Annotated in this window: 16 protein-coding genes; all 16 read right to left on the bottom strand. The window is 48.2% G+C overall.

The genetic code is table 11. The features are described from left to right. Positions 1-114 precede the first annotated feature (114 nt). The 16 genes from A8709_RS19780 to pth all read right to left on the bottom strand — a co-directional run bounded on the left by A8709_RS19780 (position 115) and on the right by pth (position 17,721). Positions 115-825 (bottom strand): sortase, encoded by a 711-nt coding sequence (locus A8709_RS19780; protein ID WP_065854341.1) that lies wholly within the window; start codon positions 823-825, stop codon positions 115-117. A 67-nt stretch (positions 826-892) separates the two neighbouring features. Beyond that, positions 893-3,358, bottom strand: coding sequence for a stage II sporulation protein E (gene spoIIE / locus A8709_RS19775; RefSeq protein WP_425262339.1), 2,466 nt, complete (start codon positions 3,356-3,358; stop codon positions 893-895). 765 nt (positions 3,359-4,123) lie between these two features. Next, positions 4,124-4,723, bottom strand: coding sequence for a S1 domain-containing RNA-binding protein (locus A8709_RS19770; RefSeq protein ID WP_065854339.1), 600 nt, complete (start codon positions 4,721-4,723; stop codon positions 4,124-4,126). A gap of 222 nt (positions 4,724-4,945) precedes the next feature. Then, positions 4,946-5,269 (bottom strand): FtsB family cell division protein, encoded by a 324-nt coding sequence (locus tag A8709_RS19765; protein ID WP_084225177.1) that lies wholly within the window; start codon positions 5,267-5,269, stop codon positions 4,946-4,948. A 15-nt stretch (positions 5,270-5,284) separates the two neighbouring features. After that, on the bottom strand, positions 5,285-5,860 hold the full coding sequence (gene yabQ / locus A8709_RS19760; protein ID WP_065854337.1) for a spore cortex biosynthesis protein YabQ: 576 nt from the start codon (positions 5,858-5,860) through the stop codon (positions 5,285-5,287). Then, entirely contained in the window at positions 5,857-6,144 is a 288-nt protein-coding gene (gene yabP / locus A8709_RS19755; protein WP_028557380.1) for a sporulation protein YabP, read from the bottom strand. Before yabP ends, yabQ begins: the two co-directional genes overlap by 4 nt. A gap of 108 nt (positions 6,145-6,252) precedes the next feature. Beyond that, positions 6,253-6,852 carry a manganese efflux pump gene (locus A8709_RS19750; RefSeq protein ID WP_065854335.1) on the bottom strand — a complete coding sequence of 200 codons (600 nt, stop codon included), beginning with the start codon at positions 6,850-6,852 and terminating at the stop codon, positions 6,253-6,255. Positions 6,853-6,991: 139 nt separating this feature from the next. Next, on the bottom strand, positions 6,992-7,255 hold the full coding sequence (locus A8709_RS19745; RefSeq protein ID WP_065854333.1) for an RNA-binding S4 domain-containing protein: 264 nt from the start codon (positions 7,253-7,255) through the stop codon (positions 6,992-6,994). After that, on the bottom strand, positions 7,255-7,527 hold the full coding sequence (locus A8709_RS19740) for an HU family DNA-binding protein (protein ID WP_028557378.1): 273 nt from the start codon (positions 7,525-7,527) through the stop codon (positions 7,255-7,257). Before A8709_RS19740 ends, A8709_RS19745 begins: the two co-directional genes overlap by 1 nt. Before the next feature lie 121 nt (positions 7,528-7,648). After that, on the bottom strand, positions 7,649-9,175 hold the full coding sequence (gene yabN / locus A8709_RS19735) for a bifunctional methyltransferase/pyrophosphohydrolase YabN (RefSeq protein ID WP_065854331.1): 1,527 nt from the start codon (positions 9,173-9,175) through the stop codon (positions 7,649-7,651). A 254-nt stretch (positions 9,176-9,429) separates the two neighbouring features. After that, the gene (locus tag A8709_RS19730; RefSeq protein WP_065854329.1) at positions 9,430-11,127 is read right to left on the bottom strand and encodes a putative polysaccharide biosynthesis protein; all 1,698 of its coding nucleotides are present in this window, start codon (positions 11,125-11,127) and stop codon (positions 9,430-9,432) included. A 132-nt stretch (positions 11,128-11,259) separates the two neighbouring features. Then, positions 11,260-11,802: a stage V sporulation protein T gene (gene spoVT / locus A8709_RS19725; protein ID WP_065854327.1), complete on the bottom strand. Its 543-nt coding sequence runs from the start codon at positions 11,800-11,802 to the stop codon at positions 11,260-11,262. Positions 11,803-12,110: 308 nt separating this feature from the next. Then, positions 12,111-13,214 carry a peptidylprolyl isomerase gene (locus A8709_RS19720; protein ID WP_084225175.1) on the bottom strand — a complete coding sequence of 368 codons (1,104 nt, stop codon included), beginning with the start codon at positions 13,212-13,214 and terminating at the stop codon, positions 12,111-12,113. Then, a complete protein-coding gene (gene mfd / locus A8709_RS19715) occupies positions 13,201-16,722 on the bottom strand; it encodes a transcription-repair coupling factor (RefSeq protein ID WP_065854325.1) in 3,522 nt (1,173 codons plus the stop codon). Before mfd ends, A8709_RS19720 begins: the two co-directional genes overlap by 14 nt. Positions 16,723-16,796: 74 nt before the next feature. Next, on the bottom strand, positions 16,797-17,024 hold the full coding sequence (gene fin, locus A8709_RS19710) for an anti-sigma-F factor Fin (RefSeq protein WP_065854323.1): 228 nt from the start codon (positions 17,022-17,024) through the stop codon (positions 16,797-16,799). 136 nt (positions 17,025-17,160) lie between these two features. After that, the gene (gene pth / locus A8709_RS19705; protein WP_065854321.1) at positions 17,161-17,721 is read right to left on the bottom strand and encodes an aminoacyl-tRNA hydrolase; all 561 of its coding nucleotides are present in this window, start codon (positions 17,719-17,721) and stop codon (positions 17,161-17,163) included. Between the last annotated feature and the right edge of the window lie 144 nt (positions 17,722-17,865).

Here is a 17,865-nt window from a genome sequence, read left to right as displayed (position 1 = left end):
ATTCAAGAAAACCTACCTTATTGATACATATTGTATCATTTTTGACAGAGCTTCATTCATATGTTTTGTAAATATCTTGTTTAACTTTTTACTATAAGTCAATACACATCTCAACTATTCTACAAGCTTCCCTTTCACAATTAAGCGGTGCGTTGGATCAACCATGGGGTCGCATGTAATTAGCGTAATTTCTCGATCTTTATCATTTCCCTGCAACACCCATACATCGGTTGGCAGCACATACAGCTTTTCCTCCACTTTATACACATACTGCTTGTTCCCGGTATCCACACCGATCAAATCACCGGGCTCAACCTCGTCTAGCCGATTGAAATTTTTCCCATAGGTTAAATTTCGATGCCCCGCAATCGCATAATTCCCTATTGCCCCCGCCTTCCCCGTGTTTACAATGCTAGCCACAGCCACTTTCATATTCTCCATCGTCGCATCCGTTAGAATGGGCAACTTTAAATCAATTTTTGCGATGCTGAGAACCCCCTCCATGTTCTTTGGTTTCATCGGTACGGGCTTCGGTGTCGCTTGTTTCACAACAGGTGGACTACTCGTGCTCGTGGCCGGCACCACAGAGGCTGGAGCAGCCACTGGCGTCGATGGCACTGTCAAAGAAGTAGCCACCAAAGCATCAATCGGGCTTGGAACCTCACTCTCCTCCGGTATCGTTTGATCCATCGCTTGCATGTTATCCTGCCACTGCTTCAAAATTTGCTTCTGCTGATAGCTCTCATATCGATCATTGAACGTCGGATATAGAAAAATGAGGATACCCAGAAGTATGAGCAGCGGGGGAAGCACTCTCCTAATCATGCCACAACCTGCCTTTCTCGTTCCAAAAGCCACACCAGCACATGAGCTGGTGCGGCTTTCTCTATCGCTAACTAACGGTCTTCGGACGCTCCATACGGGTAATCCCCGGCCAACGGAACGTTGCCCATTCAGGCTGGCGCTTCTCTAAGCGCGCCACAACAACGGTCATATCATCCTGGATTTCCCCATGATGATGGCGGAATATACGCTCCAGCAAGCAGTCCGCGAAATCCTGCGGCAGCGTAGTGTCGATTTCTTGGATCATTCGCTTCATCCACATCTCCTTGTTCACCGCATGACCCGGCGCATCATAGATGCCATCCGTCATCATCACAAGGATATCGCCAGACTGCAGCGGAATGGAAACCAGATCGACATCAATTTCACTTAAGATGCCGACAGGCAAATTATTGGCGGAGATCGCGATGACCTCCGACCCGCGCTTGATGAAGCTTGGCGTCGAGCCAATCTTCATGAACGTCGTGTTCGCGTTGTACATATCGATCAACGCCATATCCACCGTAGCGTACATCTCATCAGATGAACGCAGCATCAACACCGAGTTCAGCGACTTGATCGCGAGCTTCTCGTCCATCCCCGACTGCAGCAGCTGCTGCAGGATGTTTAGAGCCGTCTGGCTCTCTGCCCGCGCGCGCTCGCCGTTGCCCATGCCGTCGCTCAGCGCAACGGCATACTTGCCATTGCCCAGCTCCACCGTGGAGTAGCTGTCGCCCGAGAAGAGGTCGCCGCCCTTGGCTGCCCCGGCGACCCCGGTTTCGACCTCGTATTCCTTGGCGGAGCCGAATACGACCGTGCTGTAGCCCTCGCCGCGCGTGTGCATCTCCTCCCGCATCACGGCGACGTTCTCGCCGATGATCTCGCTGAGGAGCGGCGCGATGATTTTACGGCATTCATCAAATCCCTTCGTATACTGATGGATGATCTCAATCTCGATATTGCCTTCGTCTAAGGAAATGACGTCAATGGTATGAATAGATAAGCCCAGCTCCTCCAGGGCATTACGGATTTGCTCCTCTTGGAGGAAGAGCTCCTGTCCTTCCCGTTTAATTTCTTTCGCCAAGTCCTCCATGACTTGTGAAACGCCAGATAATTGGTCGGCAACGAGATGCCGACTGTCCATGATCTGCTTTTTCCAATGCATGTCATTCTTATATAAGCTATATTGTCCTTTCATCACATCTAGCACCTGTTCCGTGCGAATACACACTTTCTTCCACTCTGGCGGAATCTGCTTCTTCGTCATCGTCTCCTTCGACTCAATTTGGGTCATCATATCCGTCATGAACGTGTACGTTTGATAAAACTTCTGGTCCCAGCACTGGCTCTTCTTCCAGCAGGACTCACACGTCTTCTGTGTGACAGCATTCATGAAATGTCCGACATCCTCCTCCTTGCGGCTCACCGCATCCTCTGTGGTTAACTGCTTAAAGCTGCGCGCCAGCTGCCGGAACACCTCTGAGAACTGTTCGACACGGCCCGCCGTTACATCTCGTACCCTTTTCGCATAATCCTGCTGTGATTTCAGATTTTCTTGTGTGCCTGGCACATATTTAGCGAGCATCAGAATGAGGCTCCGTGGCGTTAAGAGGAAAAGAGCAACAGCGACAAGCGACTCCCATGTGGAATTGATTACATCAACACTAGACCCTATATAGAAGGAAAGGATCGAGGATCCTAACAGCATCCCAAAAGCAACTGTTAAGCGATTGCCTTCTTTCAGTAGGCCCGCAAGCATACCCGAGAAAGCAAGCAAACTCATTTGATAAATCGCGCTGCTGCTCGCCAAGCTTAGAATCAGCCCTGTCACGACCCCAACAGATGCCCCGAAGGGTGCACCCCCTACCAGCGCAAACAGAAGAATTAAATAGCGTGAAAGGACATGCTCTAATGTCACAGGACCCATAATCCAGCCAACCGTCCCCGTCATCACAGAGGCAAGCAAAATAATTAAACAAATAATCTCCTCATGTTTCAGATGATAGTTTTTGCGGGTAAGCGTGAATACAGGGATCGCTTGTACAAAGATGAGCGTCAGCACCAAGCTCAGCAACGCTTCGACTGTAATCATCATGAGTGTGTACCAGGTTAAGTTGGATACCACCAGTTTCGCAAACAGCTGTACGAGAAAGGTTGAGCTGAATACGAGAATCGGTGCTAGCGTCAAGTCGGATCGCTCGTATTTCTCCAGTGCCTTCTGAATTAACAAGAACACAATGATTTCCGTCACCAGATAACCGGTATTCCCATTCACCGCTAGCAAGCTGCCTGCAAATGCCGCAACACCTACCCAGTGCAGAATATCTTTTCTTGTAAAATAAATAACTGCGATGAACGCTAATGCGAACGGAGATAGCTGTTCCAGAATCATTGCACGACCTAGCAAGAAGCCCATAACGATTAGCAGTAATGACCATTTTTTTGCAACAAAAGCTTGTACCCATCGATTCTCCACAGCTGCACTGTGAACACCCGCTTTCGCCTTCTGCCAAATTCCCGACCATCCGCCACCCATCACCGCGCCTAAGCTTCGTCTTTGCATCTTCTTGAACACCATCCATTTCTTCCCTTATTTGTTTCTCTAGTATAGAGACAATCTAGCAGAAAGTTTGTCAGAATGAGTTGCTAGATTCAAAGAAATTTCCGACACATCCTGAAGCTTTTGTCAACAGCTCCCAGCCCTTGCCTACTCTAGCTTTCTCGCACTGCAAACGTTTCCAGAAGTCTGAATACCTCGAACTTTCGCCGCGCATATGAGGGAGATACCCGTAATTCCATGTCGATTGAATTGCACAGTTGTGCGTGGATTTGCGCAGCTTGTCATCTACAGCCCTACGATTTGGCTTCAAACTCNAACAGCTCCCAGCCCTTGCCTACTCTAGCTTTCTCGCACTGCAAACGTTTCCAGAAGTCTGAATACCTCGAACTTTCGCCGCGCATATGAGGGAGATACCCGTAATTCCATGTCGATTGAATTGCACAGTTGTGCGTGGATTTGCGCAGCTTGTCATCTACAGCCCTACGATTTGGCTTCAAACTCTATGAGAAAAACTTCTATCGAAGTCCTTCGAGGATGTGCGACCGCGTTTTATAGGTAGTTTTTATCGCCAATTATCAAGACGTTTTCAGGAACCGAAAATTTATACTTTCTAATGTGGTGAAAAAAGCCAACACCCGTTATTCTCAGAGGTTGGCCTATCCTCAACAAGTAGGATAAGTAGGATGACATAGTAAAAAACCACACCCGCCTTAAGCGAATGTGGTTCATGATCTGCATCTATTAGTCTCTTCTTCCGCCTCGGCCACCGCGTTTGGACTCGGTGTTCTTCTTCAAGGACGAAATCCGCTCTTCACTATCTTTAAGGAAACGAGATACTTTATCTTCGAACGAGAACGGTCTAGCTCCGCCTTGCTGCTTGTTAAAGCCGCCGCGACCACCACCACCGCCGCCACGATTGAAGCCACCGCCGCCACCTGGACGACCGCCACCACCACCGGGACCACCGCTTGGAGGACCACTACGTTCTCCGCCACCGCTTGGGCGACCACCTTGATAACCGCCGCTTGGACGATCTCCGCTAGGGCGTCCTTGATAGCTGCTGCCACCTGTACGTTCAGGACGAGCTGGTCTTTCCTCAACTGGCTTGTCAATCGTTTGCTTGATCGACAGTCCGATCTTGCCATCCTTGTCCACGTTAATTACTTTGACCGTTACCTTGTCTTCCAACTTCAAGTGGTCATTAACGTCCTTCACATAATTGTCCGCGATCTCCGAAATGTGAACAAGACCGGTAACTCCTTCAGCAAGCTCGACGAATGCTCCAAAGTGAGTAATCCCCGTCACTCTTCCCTCTAACTTGGTGCCAACTTCAATTGCCATAAAGTAAAATGTTCCTCCCTTAAAATGTTGAAAACACTGGCTACGCCGATTATAACCGATGGAGAAACCACGGTCAACACGGCATTTGCCACTTCTTCGTAACGTTTTTTACCACATAAAAAAGTATAAGTTTTCGGTATCCGAAAATTGCTTTGTTATTGGCGATAAAACCTACATCTAAACGCAATCGATCATCTTCGAATTACGTCGGTAAAGGTTTTCTCATTGCGACTTCGAGGCGCTTAGCGGCGTCTCTCCGGTTTTACTGTAATGAAAATCTCGGCGAATGATTTGATCCAAATATTCGTCGTTATGCAGTCGTGCGACTTCCTTCGTCAAATCAACATTCACCTTCTTGGAATCGACGAGTTGTTGCTCCATATTCGCTACGACACTTTTCTTCTCGTGCAGCTTGGCGAACTGCCCCCAGATGTTAACAGCAGCCCAGCTCAGAAAACATAAGACGATGATGAGAAGAATACGCAGTCTTCGCTTTGAGCCTACCCGGCTGATGCGCTTGGTTGAAACGGTTGCTTGAGCATGCATGAATAGGAATTCCTCCTACTTCGAGAATAACCTGCGATAAAGCGCAATGATGCGTCCCACGAGTTTCTTCAACCACGCAGGGATCACCAAGTACTTATGTACAGGCTTAGTCATCCAGAGGAATAATCTCCACACAGGATAGAGCAATTGTAGCACAATTTTGTAAAGGAATATAGCTACGGCTAGCAAAAAGCCTAAAATTATCACTGTTAGACGATATAAGCCAATTATCGGTTTAATGATGATAATTTCGACAGTCTTCGTTAGGAAGCCGTAAATCACCACAATGATGCGGATAATTATCAGTGTCAGACGAATAATGATCGGACTGAGGAAGGCGAAATAGAAACAAATACCAATCCCCATACCAAGGAAAATAAAGATACGAACTTGTCCTTCGTTACTGTAAACGAGCATCTTGAACACCAGGATTGTCGCCACAATCCAATAGATACTATCCACAATCGGGATGGTCCATCGCGGTAATCGCAGCTTGCCTGAGAGCACACGAAATATATCAAACATGGCCCCTATACAGACTCCACTAAGGAACATCATGAAAATCGTATGAAACTGAACGTGAAGCGTCACTTAAATAACTTACCTAGGAACCCTTTGGATTTCTCCTGGGTGTTCCCGTCCACATAGGCTAATTCATGAATAATACCTTCAATGGCGACTAATCCTTGCTCCAAGCTCAAGTTCTTGATGTGCAAATTCTGCCCCTTAATCATCAAGTAGCCCATTTCCGTTTCAAGGAGGAACTCTTCGCTATCAAAGCTTTCTACATTCAAAACTCCCGAAATCTCCAAGAGCTTGCGATTCAGCATTTTGATTTCTTGTCTTTTATTGTTGTTTTTCACGGGTTCGATCATGGCCTGTACCCCTCCTTCATCTATCATTACGATATGGGAGGATGTCCTTTTTTAGAACTACAACCCTATGAACTTCATAAAGAAATATGAACAAGCTGAGGCTCTCGTTTACACGATCACTTCATAGCATCCGATGAGGATTAGTAACAGACATCCCAGTATCTCTGCGTATTGACCCAGCCATGATTTGGCGATTTGGCCGCCCATACGAATTCCGATATCTACGGTCACAAGGGAAAACAGACCCACTGAAAGTGCTGCTAATACCGGAGAAACACCGCTCGCCCCCGCACCAAAGCCGCTTGCCATACAATTGATAGATAGTGCAAAGCCAAGAGACAACGACTCTCCCCAGGAAATGACATGATTCCCGTCCTTATCTGAACGGAGGGCCATGTCATCAAATTGCTCATCGAGTTGCAGCTCCGCTTTATTCCTACGGTAACGTCGGATGCCCGAGCGAAGTCCCCACGCCCCCAGAATAAGGATAACGACACCTCCGATCAGATTCGCATGCGAAGACGCCATGACATGTGACAAATATTGTCCTAACGACATGGCCATATAGGCTGCCACCAGAGATAGCAGAGCAATAAGTAAGTTGGAGAGAAACGGAACCTTCGTTGCTCGTGAGCCGAACGATAAGCCAATGCCCAAATTATCAATATTCGCAGCGACGCCAATGGCCACAATAGAAAACCAATGCATCTTAACACCACCCTCATCACTTCTCATTTAGGTAGGATATGCAAGAGGCGCCCAGGCGGAACTTGAACTTACCATTTCATAACAAAAAAGCCCAAGACCTCCCGTTAAGGGAATCATGGACTTTAACGTTATGTGCCGTTTATTCGGTTTGGAAGGCTTCTTCCTTCAGCAGCGTATACATCATGGCAGCATCTTCCTTACGAGTAGACTCGGTAAGAAGCTCTACGCGGATCGTTACTTTCTTCTGACCGAACTGAATGGATAGCTCGTCTCCAACTTTCACATGCGTACTCGCTTTAGCATCACGACCGTTAATCCACACGCGCCCTTGATCGGACACATCCTTCGCAACGGTGCGACGTTTGATTAGACGAGACACTTTGAGAAATTTATCGATCCGCATTATTTTACAGCGTCTTTAAGCTTGTTGCCCGCTTTGAAAGCAGGAACATTGGATTCTGCGATTTCGATTGGGTTGCCCGTTTGCGGGTTGCGACCTGTACGGCCGGAACGTTTGCGAGTTTCGAAAGTACCGAAACCGATCAATTGTACTTTATCTCCCGATGAAAGAGCGTCTGTTACTTCACCAAGAAATCCGTTAAGGACAACTTCTACGTCTTTCTTAGTTAGTCCGCTTTTTTCTGCGATGTTGTTGATCAAATCTGTTTTGTTCATGTGGTTTCTTTACCTCCCAAAATGTTTGAAGATCAGGTCTTCTATGTACCAACTGTGGTTACATGCTTATGATTTTACCTTGCAACAAGTCTAGTATTCTGCTTTTTTCGGCAAAATCCTTCTAAGACCTATCAAGTTTTGCAACTTTTTTTGCTTCCTGCCAATATTTTTCCATCTCTGATAACCCAGTTTGTTCAAAAGATAACTCTCTTAAACGTAGTTGTTCCTCGATATAGGAAAATCTTTGCATAAATTTGCGGTTCGTCTGGGCTAGCGCCTCTTCTGGATCTACTTTGAGGAATCTAGCAACATTTACGATGGAAAAAAGAACATCCCCCAGCTCGTCGCGGCGCGCCTGAGCCCCGTCTTCCGCCCCCAATGCAATCGCTTCACGCAGTTCAGCGAGCTCTTCTTCCACCTTCGCAAGCACATCGTCCAGCTCTGTCCAGTCAAAACCGACCGTCGCCGCCTTCTTCTGCAGCTTCAATGCCTTCATAAGCCCAGGCAATTCACGCGGAATGCCATCAAGGACGGACTGCTTCGTCACATCAATGCCCTTCTTACGCTTCTCCTCCGCCTTCATGGCGTTCCAGTTTACCAGCGCTTCATCCGCATCTTCCGCCTTGTTCTCACCAAATACATGCGGATGCCGGCGTATCAGCTTCTCATTCAAAGTGGCAATCACATCATATACGGTGAAGGTGCCAATTTCCTCTTCCATTTGAGCATGCAGCATCACTTGCAAAAGAAGATCGCCTAGTTCCTCGCACATGTGCTCTGGATCATCCTCATCGATCGTTTCCAGCACTTCGTAAGCTTCTTCAATCAGATTCTTACGCAGACTTTCGTGCGTCTGCTCTTGATCCCACGGACAGCCCTCTGGACTGCGCAGCGTTTGTACAATCTCATGCAACTTGCCAAATGTGCGATAGTACGGCTCCTCCTGCTCGCTGCGAGGGACCCAGACTAGCGACAGATTGCCGTAGCCTTTGACATGATCCAGCTCATGAAGCGGTACTTCGATGATCTGCTCTTGCCCCGCTACACCCAAAGCGTGACCTACTACTACGCGGTATTCATCCGGATACGCATCCATGAGGCTGATTTTCAGGTCTGACGCTGTGTAGGTATCGTACACCTGCCCAATCACCGTATGCAGCTGTGGATTCAGCGCATAACGGCTGATGCTTGTCGCATCAAGCAGCTGAAAGCCATCGATTGGATCAAAACCAAAGCGCAGGAACGCTTGGTCTAAAAAGCTTTCACCACCCGTGATTTGCAGCTCAATTCCTTCGGAAGGGCAACGTTGTTTGAGCAGTTGTACCGTAAATTCAGCCACCATGGGATGACCTGGTACTGCGTAGAGCACTTCGAGGGAATTACTTTTCGCAGCAGCGATTAATTCTTCCGCAATGGACGCGTAAACACCCTCAAACGACTCATTCGACATGTAATTCGCATCAAAGGTCTCGTAAGGGATTTTGTTTGCATCTAAAAGCTGGACCATCGGATGGTCTTTCGTGCGTAGGAACAGCTTAGCTTGTGACTTCGCAGCCGATTGGAGTTTCTTCCAAACACCTAACGTGAGCTGATCTTCGTCTCCGGTCCCGAGTCCAAGGACGGTAATACACGGGTTGCTTGCTGACATGGGTGACACCTCCTGAATGATAGGTATATCGATTTTTCTCTGGCAAAAGCCAGCACATTTGCAGCTTTACAAATATACACAGTTGCAGAAGTCACCATAAGCGGGCAATCTTCATGCAGGCAAATCAGTAATCAAGTGCATTACCTACGTAGTAACGATTTTATCTATTTGACGGGGAATCGAACAACAGGCGCTAATCATCGCAAACAGTCGCCATGAAGTGGGTTGAATCGGACTAAACCACTTTCAGGCCGCTACTTGGAGTCCTTCGAGCCGACGGAAGACTTCGTCGGCCTCAGCTTCGCCAGGACCGGCGCCAGCTTCCGGTCCAGCTCCGGCATCAGCCGCAGCTCCTCGCGGCTGATGCCGCCGCTGCGCAGCAGCGCAAGCGCGTAGACGGCTGCGCCGCCGGCTACGCCCATAATGGCGATGGCGCTGGCGCTCCATCGCTCAGGCACATGCCATGCCGCCGTAGCGAGCATTGCCAGCCCTTGCAGCGCTGCGAGGCAGCCTCCCATCAGTCCCACGCCCAGCGCGGGACTGACGGCGTACGGCCGCAGCGCGAAGCGCACACCGGTGCTGCGGCGCAGCTGCACCAGGTTCAGCCCCGCGGCAGCGGCGTAGGCGATCACCGCGCTAAGCGCGGCGCCATCGATGCCCCAGCGGGGCAGCAGTAAGATGTTGCCGAGTGCTTTCAGCACGATGGCAACGAGCAGCGCTTTGGCCGGCGTGCGGATCGCGCCGGCGCCCTGCAGAACGCTGGCACTGACAGCGTTCACGGTACTAAACAAGGCCGTGAAGGCCAACACGGCCATCGTCCAGCTTGCCTCGGAGCTCGTATACAGCATCACGTTAATCGGCACAGCCGCGAACGCTAGCCCGAACGAGGCGCCAAGACCAATCAGCCAAGCGAGCCTGATTGACATTTCCGCTCGAAAGCGAATTCGCTCCTCTTGCCCTCGCGCCTTAGCCTCCGCTATCGCCGGCACCAGTACCGCTGACATAGAGGACGCAATCATCACTACAAGCTGAACGAGCGGCAGTCCGCGATTGTACAGACCAAATTGACGCATCGCCTCCATCTCACTGCCAAGCGAAGCTTCCAACATGCGCGGCATCGTGAACGTATCGACAAGTGTGAGGAGAGGCATGACAATAGCACCTAAGCAAACAGGAATCGCATACAACGTAATCCGCTTCGCCCACTGCCAGGAAGAAAGAACCTCCCTTCCACCAGCTCCGTTCTCCCGCTCCAACCGCTGTGCTCTTCGCCAAAATACAGCCATCACGATCAGACCCGCTCCTGCGCCTGTCACAGAGCCAAAAGTGGCTCCTGCTGCGATCCAAGCATTGTCATAGGCGAGCGAGACCATATAGAGCAGCAACGCAACCATCGTGATGACACGAATGAGTTGTTCAATAACCTGTGAAACTGCGGTCGGCACCATATTTTGATACCCCTGGAAATACCCCCGCAGAACAGCAAGCATAGGTGACAGCAGCAGCGCAAAAGAAATACTACGAATCGCCGTTGCCGTCTGATGGATGCCAATCCATCCCGCAATCGTTTCTGAGCCAAAATACAACAACAGAAACAACACGAGCCCCGCAAACATTAATAAGGCAGCCGAGACATACACAATCCGCCTAGCACCCGGATGATCGCCTTCCATCACGCGTTCGGCAACAAATTTAGAAACCGCAACAGGAAATCCTGCTGTGGCTGCAAATAAAATTAAAATATAGAGCGGATACACCGCGTTATAAATACCAAAAGCCGCATCCCCGGCCACGTTTTGTAAGGGAATCTTCTGTAAGGTCCCTAATAGTTTGGAGAGCACAGCGGCGCCTCCAAGCAGTGCAGCGCCTTTTAACAGCTTATTCCCCTGTTTCCCGGCATTTCTCTGGAGCTCCTCTTGTCGCCCATCTTGCTCCTTGCCGGTAACTTCCATTCTGCTTAACCCCTCTTCGCTGACATCATTCCCATGTACGTATTATAGCGAAATCTGCCATTGCAGACAAAAAAAGCTTCACTTACAGATGATCACCATCTCCGTAAGGAAGCTTTCGTGTTGTTTATGTGCTTATTGCTCCATTTGCTTAGCCAGAAATCCTGCGGCAGTCTCAACCATTTTAACTTCCATATTGCCCATTTTGACGTTCTCGTCCTTGGAGATCAAGATAACCGAACCAATTGGATCCCCTCCGGCCACGATCGGCGCTGCTACGAAGGAGGTAAAGGTTTCGTTGGTATCTTTAATGATCTCAAATTGTCCTGAACTGCTTTCAATCACAGCTTTTCGATTTTCCATACAGGATTCAATAATCGCCCCAACGGATTTCTCTAAATAATCCTTCTTGGATCCGCCAGCCATGGCGATGATATTATCTCGATCCGAGATGAGAGCTACATGATTGGTGCTTTCAAATAATGACTCTGCATATTCCTTCGCAAAATCGCCAAGCTCGCCAATCGGTGAGTATTTCTTCAGAATGACTTCTCCATCACGATCCACGAAAATTTCCAAAGGGTCACCTTCACGAATGCGTAGGGTGCGCCGTATTTCCTTGGGGATTACAACTCTCCCTAAATCATCTATCCGACGGACAATTCCAGTTGCTTTCATACCTCTAGATGCCTCACTTTCCGCTTACGAATTAGATACGACACGAGCATGAAACCTTGTATGCTAGATCGGGATTTGGTGGGAACTTGAAATCTATCCATAGTATTCTTCACTTCCCATTCTTCTATGCAGACGCCTCGACTAAGCAATTTACTTTATTTAGCTCTGCACCCTGCTGCGCTTATCATGTCCAAAATTGAGAAAATCTATATCGAAGAAATTCAATGCTGAGCGACCTCGTTTAGCAGTTGATTTTTTCGTCAAAAAAATAAAAACAGGATGTCCATTATCGGACATCCTGAAAGTTCTTACTTGGCTGCTGGACTAGCTGCCGGACTTGCCGCAGGGCTAGCTGCTGGGCTTGCAGCAGGAGCTGGGCTTGTTTCGACTTTAGGCAGGTTATTCGTTTCGATCAATTTCGGATATTCCGTTTCAGCAAACTCAGATAGAGATTTCTCCGCAAGCTGAGATTTGATTTGTGTTTTAAGCGTATCATCCAATTGTTTCGTGCTTCTGGACTCTACTTTCATCACGTGGTAACCGAATGAAGATTCAACAGGATCGCTGATTTTGTTCAAAGGAAGTGTGCTTGCTGCTTCTTTGAATTCTGGCACCCATTGATTGATGTCGGCATCTTTGTACGTACCGCCAGCATCTTTGGAACCTGGATCATCGGAATATTCTTTCGCAAGCGCCGCGAAATCTCCACCTGCATCCAGTTTTGCTTTTACTTCTTTCGCTCTTGCAAGCGCTGCATCCTTCGTACGAAGATCTGCTTGTGTTGCGGAATCTTTCAAGGCAATAAGAATATGGCTAACCGTCGCTACGTCAAACGCATGTGCAGCCGATTGCTCTTTGTAGGAATCTTGCACTTGTTGGTCAGTAATTTTACCTTCCATACTGCCCATTGTGTAGAAGCTTAATTTCATTAGGGACTCGATATCTTTCAGTTCGATGCTGTTGTCTTTCAATTGTTTATCCATGCCGCCTTCTTGCTTGCTGAAGTAATCGGTAATGGATTTCATTTGCTCAGTAACTTGCTTGTCAGCGTCAGCTTTCACTTTATCGTCTGCTTTTGCAGAAAGAACACGGAAAGTAACCATTTGCTTCAACATATCTTGTTGGAACGCTGGATCTGTCAAGTATTGAGCCAATTGCGGTGAGAACATTTTATTTACGTTAATGAAGGAATCGAACTCGGCGCGTGTAATTTTGCCGCCATCTTTGTAAGTAGCAATAATGTCAGTTGGCTTTCCTGTCGCTGCCGCTGATGCAGCAGGTGAAGCTGTAGAAGTGCTGTCTTTTTTGCTTCCACATGCGCTGAGGACAGAAAATGCAAGAACCACTGTCACCAAACCTAAAATCCATTTTTTCGAAGAAAGTCGTTGTCTGCTAGTCTCATTTGGCAACATCCTGTAATTCCCCTTTCGTTTTCAAAACATCCTTATATTGTACCAAGAATTTCTCCAACAATTCGATGGAGGCTTCCGGCTTCATACCTTTAAAACGGATAACAATAAGCAGTTGCGGATCTGCGTTCAATTTGATACGACCCTCAAAGCCTTTGGACAAGGCGAGGAGCTTCTGGCCATCTAATCTGCCATTCTGGTCGATATGCACCTTGATTAGATAATCCTCTCCTTTTTGGCTAATCGTTTCAATTCGGTACTCCGAACCGTATGCTTTCAAACGAGCCACTGTCAGTAGGTTGAACACGGCCTGCGGAAGATCGCCGAAACGATCAACGAGTTCATCATGCAGATCCGCGGCTTCATCCAGCGTGCGAATGGCGGCCACTTTTTTGTAAATTTCAATTTTTTGCATGCTGTCATAGATATAATCTGAAGGCAAGTACGCATCCAATTGGATATCGATCGACGTATGCCATTCCGGTTCCGGAACGACGGCTTCTCCATCTATTTCCAGCTTCAGCTTAGCAATTTCTTCCGCGAGCATTTGAGAATATAAATCAAAGCCGACAGAAGCAATGAAGCCGTGCTGCTCAGCACCCAGCAAGTTACCTGCGCCACGAATGGACAAGTCCCTCATGGCAATTTTAAAGCCTGAACCAAGTTCTGTAAACTCTTTAATCGCTTGAAGTCGTTTCTCAGCTACTTCTGTCAGCACTTTATCACGTTGATACGTGAAATATGCATAAGCGACGCGATTCGAACGACCTACACGTCCACGCAGCTGATAGAGCTGAGAAAGCCCCATTTTATCCGCATCATGAACAATCAGTGTATTAACATTCGGAATGTCGACACCCGTTTCAATAATGCTCGTGCTGACGAGTACATCGTATTCCCCGTCCAAGAAATCGAGGATCGTCTTCTCTAGCTCCTGCTCACCCATTTGACCATGTGCCACCGTTACACGAGCATCTGGGATCATCATGGAGATTTGATCAGCAATTTGGGTAATGCCTTGCACGCGATTATAGAGGTAGTACACCTGACCTTCACGCGCCAACTCTCGCTCAATCGCCTCTCTAACCAACGTCGGTCCATACTCCACAACATACGTTTGGACAGGGAAACGGTTCTCTGGCGGTGTCTCAATAACTGATAAATCACGAACACCGAGCATGGACATGTGCAGTGTTCTTGGTATCGGTGTCGCGGTCAGCGTAAGCACGTCCACATTGGTTTTCAACCGTTTCAGCTTCTCCTTGTGGGACACGCCGAAACGTTGCTCCTCATCGACAATCAGCAAGCCAAGATCCTTGAACTGGACATCTTGGGATAAAAGCCGGTGGGTCCCAATGACGACATCAACGGTCCCCTTCTTAACGCCTTTCATAACCTCTGTTTGTTCCTTCTTGGAACGGAAGCGACTTAACACCTTCACATTGAACGGGTAGCCGGAGAAACGTTCACGGAACGTTTCGTAATGCTGCTGCGCCAGAATCGTCGTAGGCACAAGTACCGCAACCTGTTTCCCGTCAATGGCTGACTTAAACGCAGCACGAACCGCAACCTCCGTCTTGCCGTAACCAACGTCGCCGCAGAGCAGCCGATCCATCGGGCGTTCTTTCTCCATGTCCGTTTTAATCTCTTCAATCGCGCGAAGCTGATCTCGCGTCTCATCGTAAGGGAACATAGCTTCGAACTCATTCTGGTACGAGCTATCCTTGCTAAACCCATACCCCGTCGCAGCTTGGCGTTCCGCGTAGAGCTTAATCAGCTCATCGGCAATATCCTTCACCGATGCGCGTGCTTTACTCTTCACTCTAGCCCAGTCCGCGCCGCCTAATTTATATACTTTCGGTTCTTTCTCTTCGGAACCGACATACTTTTGGATCAAATCAATCTGGTCAATCGGCACAGACAGCTTATCGCCGCCAGCATACATGATGTGCAGGTAATCCTTGTGGATCCCGCCAACTTCTAACGTACCAATGCCAACGTATTTCCCAATCCCGTGATTCACGTGAACAACATAGTCGCCAATCTTCAACTCTTGATAGCTTTTGATCCGCTCTGCGTTCTCCAGCTTCTTCTCTACTTTGCGCGCCTTGCGCTGCTTCTGCGTGAAGATTTCGCCTTCTGTAATGACGACGAGATGAATCGAAGGCATCTCAAACCCGGTTTGCAGATTGCCATCCACAATTTCGGGCACTTCAATCTGATAATCGTTCAAAACGCGGCGTACACGTTCCGCGCGGTCTTCACCATTAGCCAGCAGAATGACTTTGCTGCCATTTTTCGTCCAGCGCTCCATCTCCGCCTTGAGGAGATTCATCTGCCCGTGGAAGTTCTGCATCACGCGGCAGACGAAGTTCACGATATTCTGAGGCTGAATCCCCGCAACTTGGCGGAGGAAAAGCGACACATACAGCGTTGGAAAAGGTCTGCGGTGCAGCAGGGTTTCATACGATTTGGACAGCACAAAAGCCGGCAAGCTCTTCCCCTCAGTTAACGCATGCATCATCCATTCGGCTTCATCGCGTTCCAATTGCTTCGCTGTTTCTAACAAGCGAGCAGGCTCGTCGATAATGAGAATCGAATCTTTGGGCATGTAGTCCATGAGCGTCTGTCTTTCCGTATACAGGAGAGAAATATATTTATAAATACCAGGGAACGTCTGCCCTTCGCGCATTCGTTCAATATCGTGTCCGATGCCCTCTAGCAGTTTGTCTTTGGCGGAGCGCTCGCTCATCTTCGCTAGCTGCGCTTGCAATAGCTCGTACGCATGCTGCGCCGCTGATTGTAACCGCTTTCTATCCGCTTGAATCTCGCGGCAGGGAGGGATGGTCACGGTCGTTAATTTATCAATTGACCGTTGGTCACTTACATCGAAGGTTCGAATAGAGTCCACTTCGATGTCAAAAAGCTCAATCCGAATCGCATTCTCCGACGTTAACGGAAATAAATCGAGAATGCCTCCGCGAACACTCATCTCGCCCTTCGTTTCGACGCGCTCTACCCGTTCGTAGCCTAAGCTCGATAACGTAGCTAGAAGCTCGTCTAATTGAATGGTATCTCCCACATTCACCGTAACGCGGGATTCCTCGAAGACTTGCTTGAGTGGCAGCAATCTGCGTACCCCAGCGAATGGCGCAATAACGACGCCGCGGTATCCACCAGCCAGCTTCGTGAGAACGTCAATACGCTGCGCTAGCATCTCGGGGCTGGAAGCCGCTTCTTCTGTCGTCAGAAGCTCTTGAGATGGATAGAGCAGCACTTCTTCAGGGGATAGACACTCTAAGAGGTCTTCCGCTATTTTTTGTGCAGCGAACATATTATGAGTAACAACAAACAGCGGACGCTCTAGCTCACGCGCAAGTGAGGCCAGCATGACTTGCCTGGAGGAGCCGGTTAATCCAGCAATGAGTTGCTCTTTCATTTCGGACTTGAGGCCGGTCACAATCGTTTGAAAGTCAGTATCCGCAGAAAAAGCTCCAATTAAAGCTTGCAAACAAGTACACTCCCCTCACAAAAAGAAGCCTCGGCACACTTGCCTCGGCTATTAACTCTTCATCTTCATCATTATTACTGCAACGGACTGGCTAGCAGGGATAATTCCGGGTTCGCTTCCAGTGCCTCGTGGCAATAGTCGCAAACAACCCTAACTGTGATATCTCCATTCGTATTATACGATATTATATCTCTACGCTCATCAGGGGTCAAGAAATGGAAGCCTAACTGCTGCTCCGTAATTGCATGCTGATTAATTTCCCCGACAAAGGTATGACAGTGCCTGCAAATATACTTGATCATATGTATGCCTCCTTCGACATTTCGATTACATCCTAGTATGACCATTCTTCGGAGAAATTAGCCGAATCTGCCATTGTCATTTGGAATAGGAGGCCTGCATATGATCATACATATGGCTGTTTCATGTACAACAACCCTATTTATTGAACTTCGCCATCGTTCTCTCGAAGGTTTCCGTTAAGCTGAATTCCATCGCATCGCACGTCAGATCAAGCACATCGTTCATCGACTTCATCTCTTCTTTAGAAAAGTTAGACAGCACATAATCAGCAATGTTATAGCCAGGTGCTGGGCGATTCACGCCGATCCGAATCCGATTAAAAATTTGCGTGCCCCCGTGCTGAATAATGGATTTAATCCCATTGTGCCCGCCAGGACTGCCTTGATAACGAAGACGGATTTGTCCATAGGTCGTGTCCATATCGTCATACACAATGACAACGTCCTCCATCTTCGCTTTATAGAAATCGAGGAATGCACGCATGGATTCCCCCGAAAGATTCATGTAGGTCATCGGCTTCAGTAAATACACCTTCGTCCCGTTTACATTGCCTTCCGCCAACAGTCCTTTTCCCTTATTCTGAAAAGATGTGATCCCCCATTTGGCCGCAAAGCGGTCAATCGCCATGAATCCTACATTATGTCGATTTTGTTCATATTGTTTTCCCGGATTTCCCAGTCCAATAAAACATTTCATAATCTTCAAAATCCCCCTAAACCTAAACTAAAAAACCTTTGCGGAACCCGCTTCTAAAGGTTATTGTTTACAATATAAGCATTTATTAAAAAGCAGTAGGTGATAAAGGAACGATGTATCTTCATGGACAACAGCTTACCCAAG

Origin of the sequence: Paenibacillus pectinilyticus, assembly GCF_001700435.1 — a bacterium.
Lineage (GTDB): Bacteria > Bacillota > Bacilli > Paenibacillales > NBRC-103111 > Paenibacillus_E > Paenibacillus_E pectinilyticus.
This window is presented reverse-complemented; position numbering and strand designations above follow the sequence as displayed.

Coding starts and splice junctions, on each gene's coding strand:
- A8709_RS19780 (WP_065854341.1), bottom strand. CDS start 825: ATGATTAGGAGAGTGCTTCCCCCGCTGCTCATACTTCTGGGTATCCTC.
- spoIIE (WP_425262339.1), bottom strand. CDS start 3,358: ATGGGTGGCGGATGGTCGGGAATTTGGCAGAAGGCGAAAGCGGGTGTT.
- A8709_RS19770 (WP_065854339.1), bottom strand. CDS start 4,723: ATGGCAATTGAAGTTGGCACCAAGTTAGAGGGAAGAGTGACGGGGATT.
- A8709_RS19765 (WP_084225177.1), bottom strand. CDS start 5,269: ATGCATGCTCAAGCAACCGTTTCAACCAAGCGCATCAGCCGGGTAGGC.
- yabP (WP_028557380.1), bottom strand. CDS start 6,144: ATGATCGAACCCGTGAAAAACAACAATAAAAGACAAGAAATCAAAATG.
- A8709_RS19750 (WP_065854335.1), bottom strand. CDS start 6,852: ATGCATTGGTTTTCTATTGTGGCCATTGGCGTCGCTGCGAATATTGAT.
- A8709_RS19745 (WP_065854333.1), bottom strand. CDS start 7,255: ATGCGGATCGATAAATTTCTCAAAGTGTCTCGTCTAATCAAACGTCGC.
- A8709_RS19740 (WP_028557378.1), bottom strand. CDS start 7,527: ATGAACAAAACAGATTTGATCAACAACATCGCAGAAAAAAGCGGACTA.
- yabN (WP_065854331.1), bottom strand. CDS start 9,175: ATGTCAGCAAGCAACCCGTGTATTACCGTCCTTGGACTCGGGACCGGA.
- A8709_RS19730 (WP_065854329.1), bottom strand. CDS start 11,127: ATGGAAGTTACCGGCAAGGAGCAAGATGGGCGACAAGAGGAGCTCCAG.
- spoVT (WP_065854327.1), bottom strand. CDS start 11,802: ATGAAAGCAACTGGAATTGTCCGTCGGATAGATGATTTAGGGAGAGTT.
- A8709_RS19720 (WP_084225175.1), bottom strand. CDS start 13,214: ATGTTGCCAAATGAGACTAGCAGACAACGACTTTCTTCGAAAAAATGG.
- fin (WP_065854323.1), bottom strand. CDS start 17,024: ATGATCAAGTATATTTGCAGGCACTGTCATACCTTTGTCGGGGAAATT.
- pth (WP_065854321.1), bottom strand. CDS start 17,721: ATGAAATGTTTTATTGGACTGGGAAATCCGGGAAAACAATATGAACAA.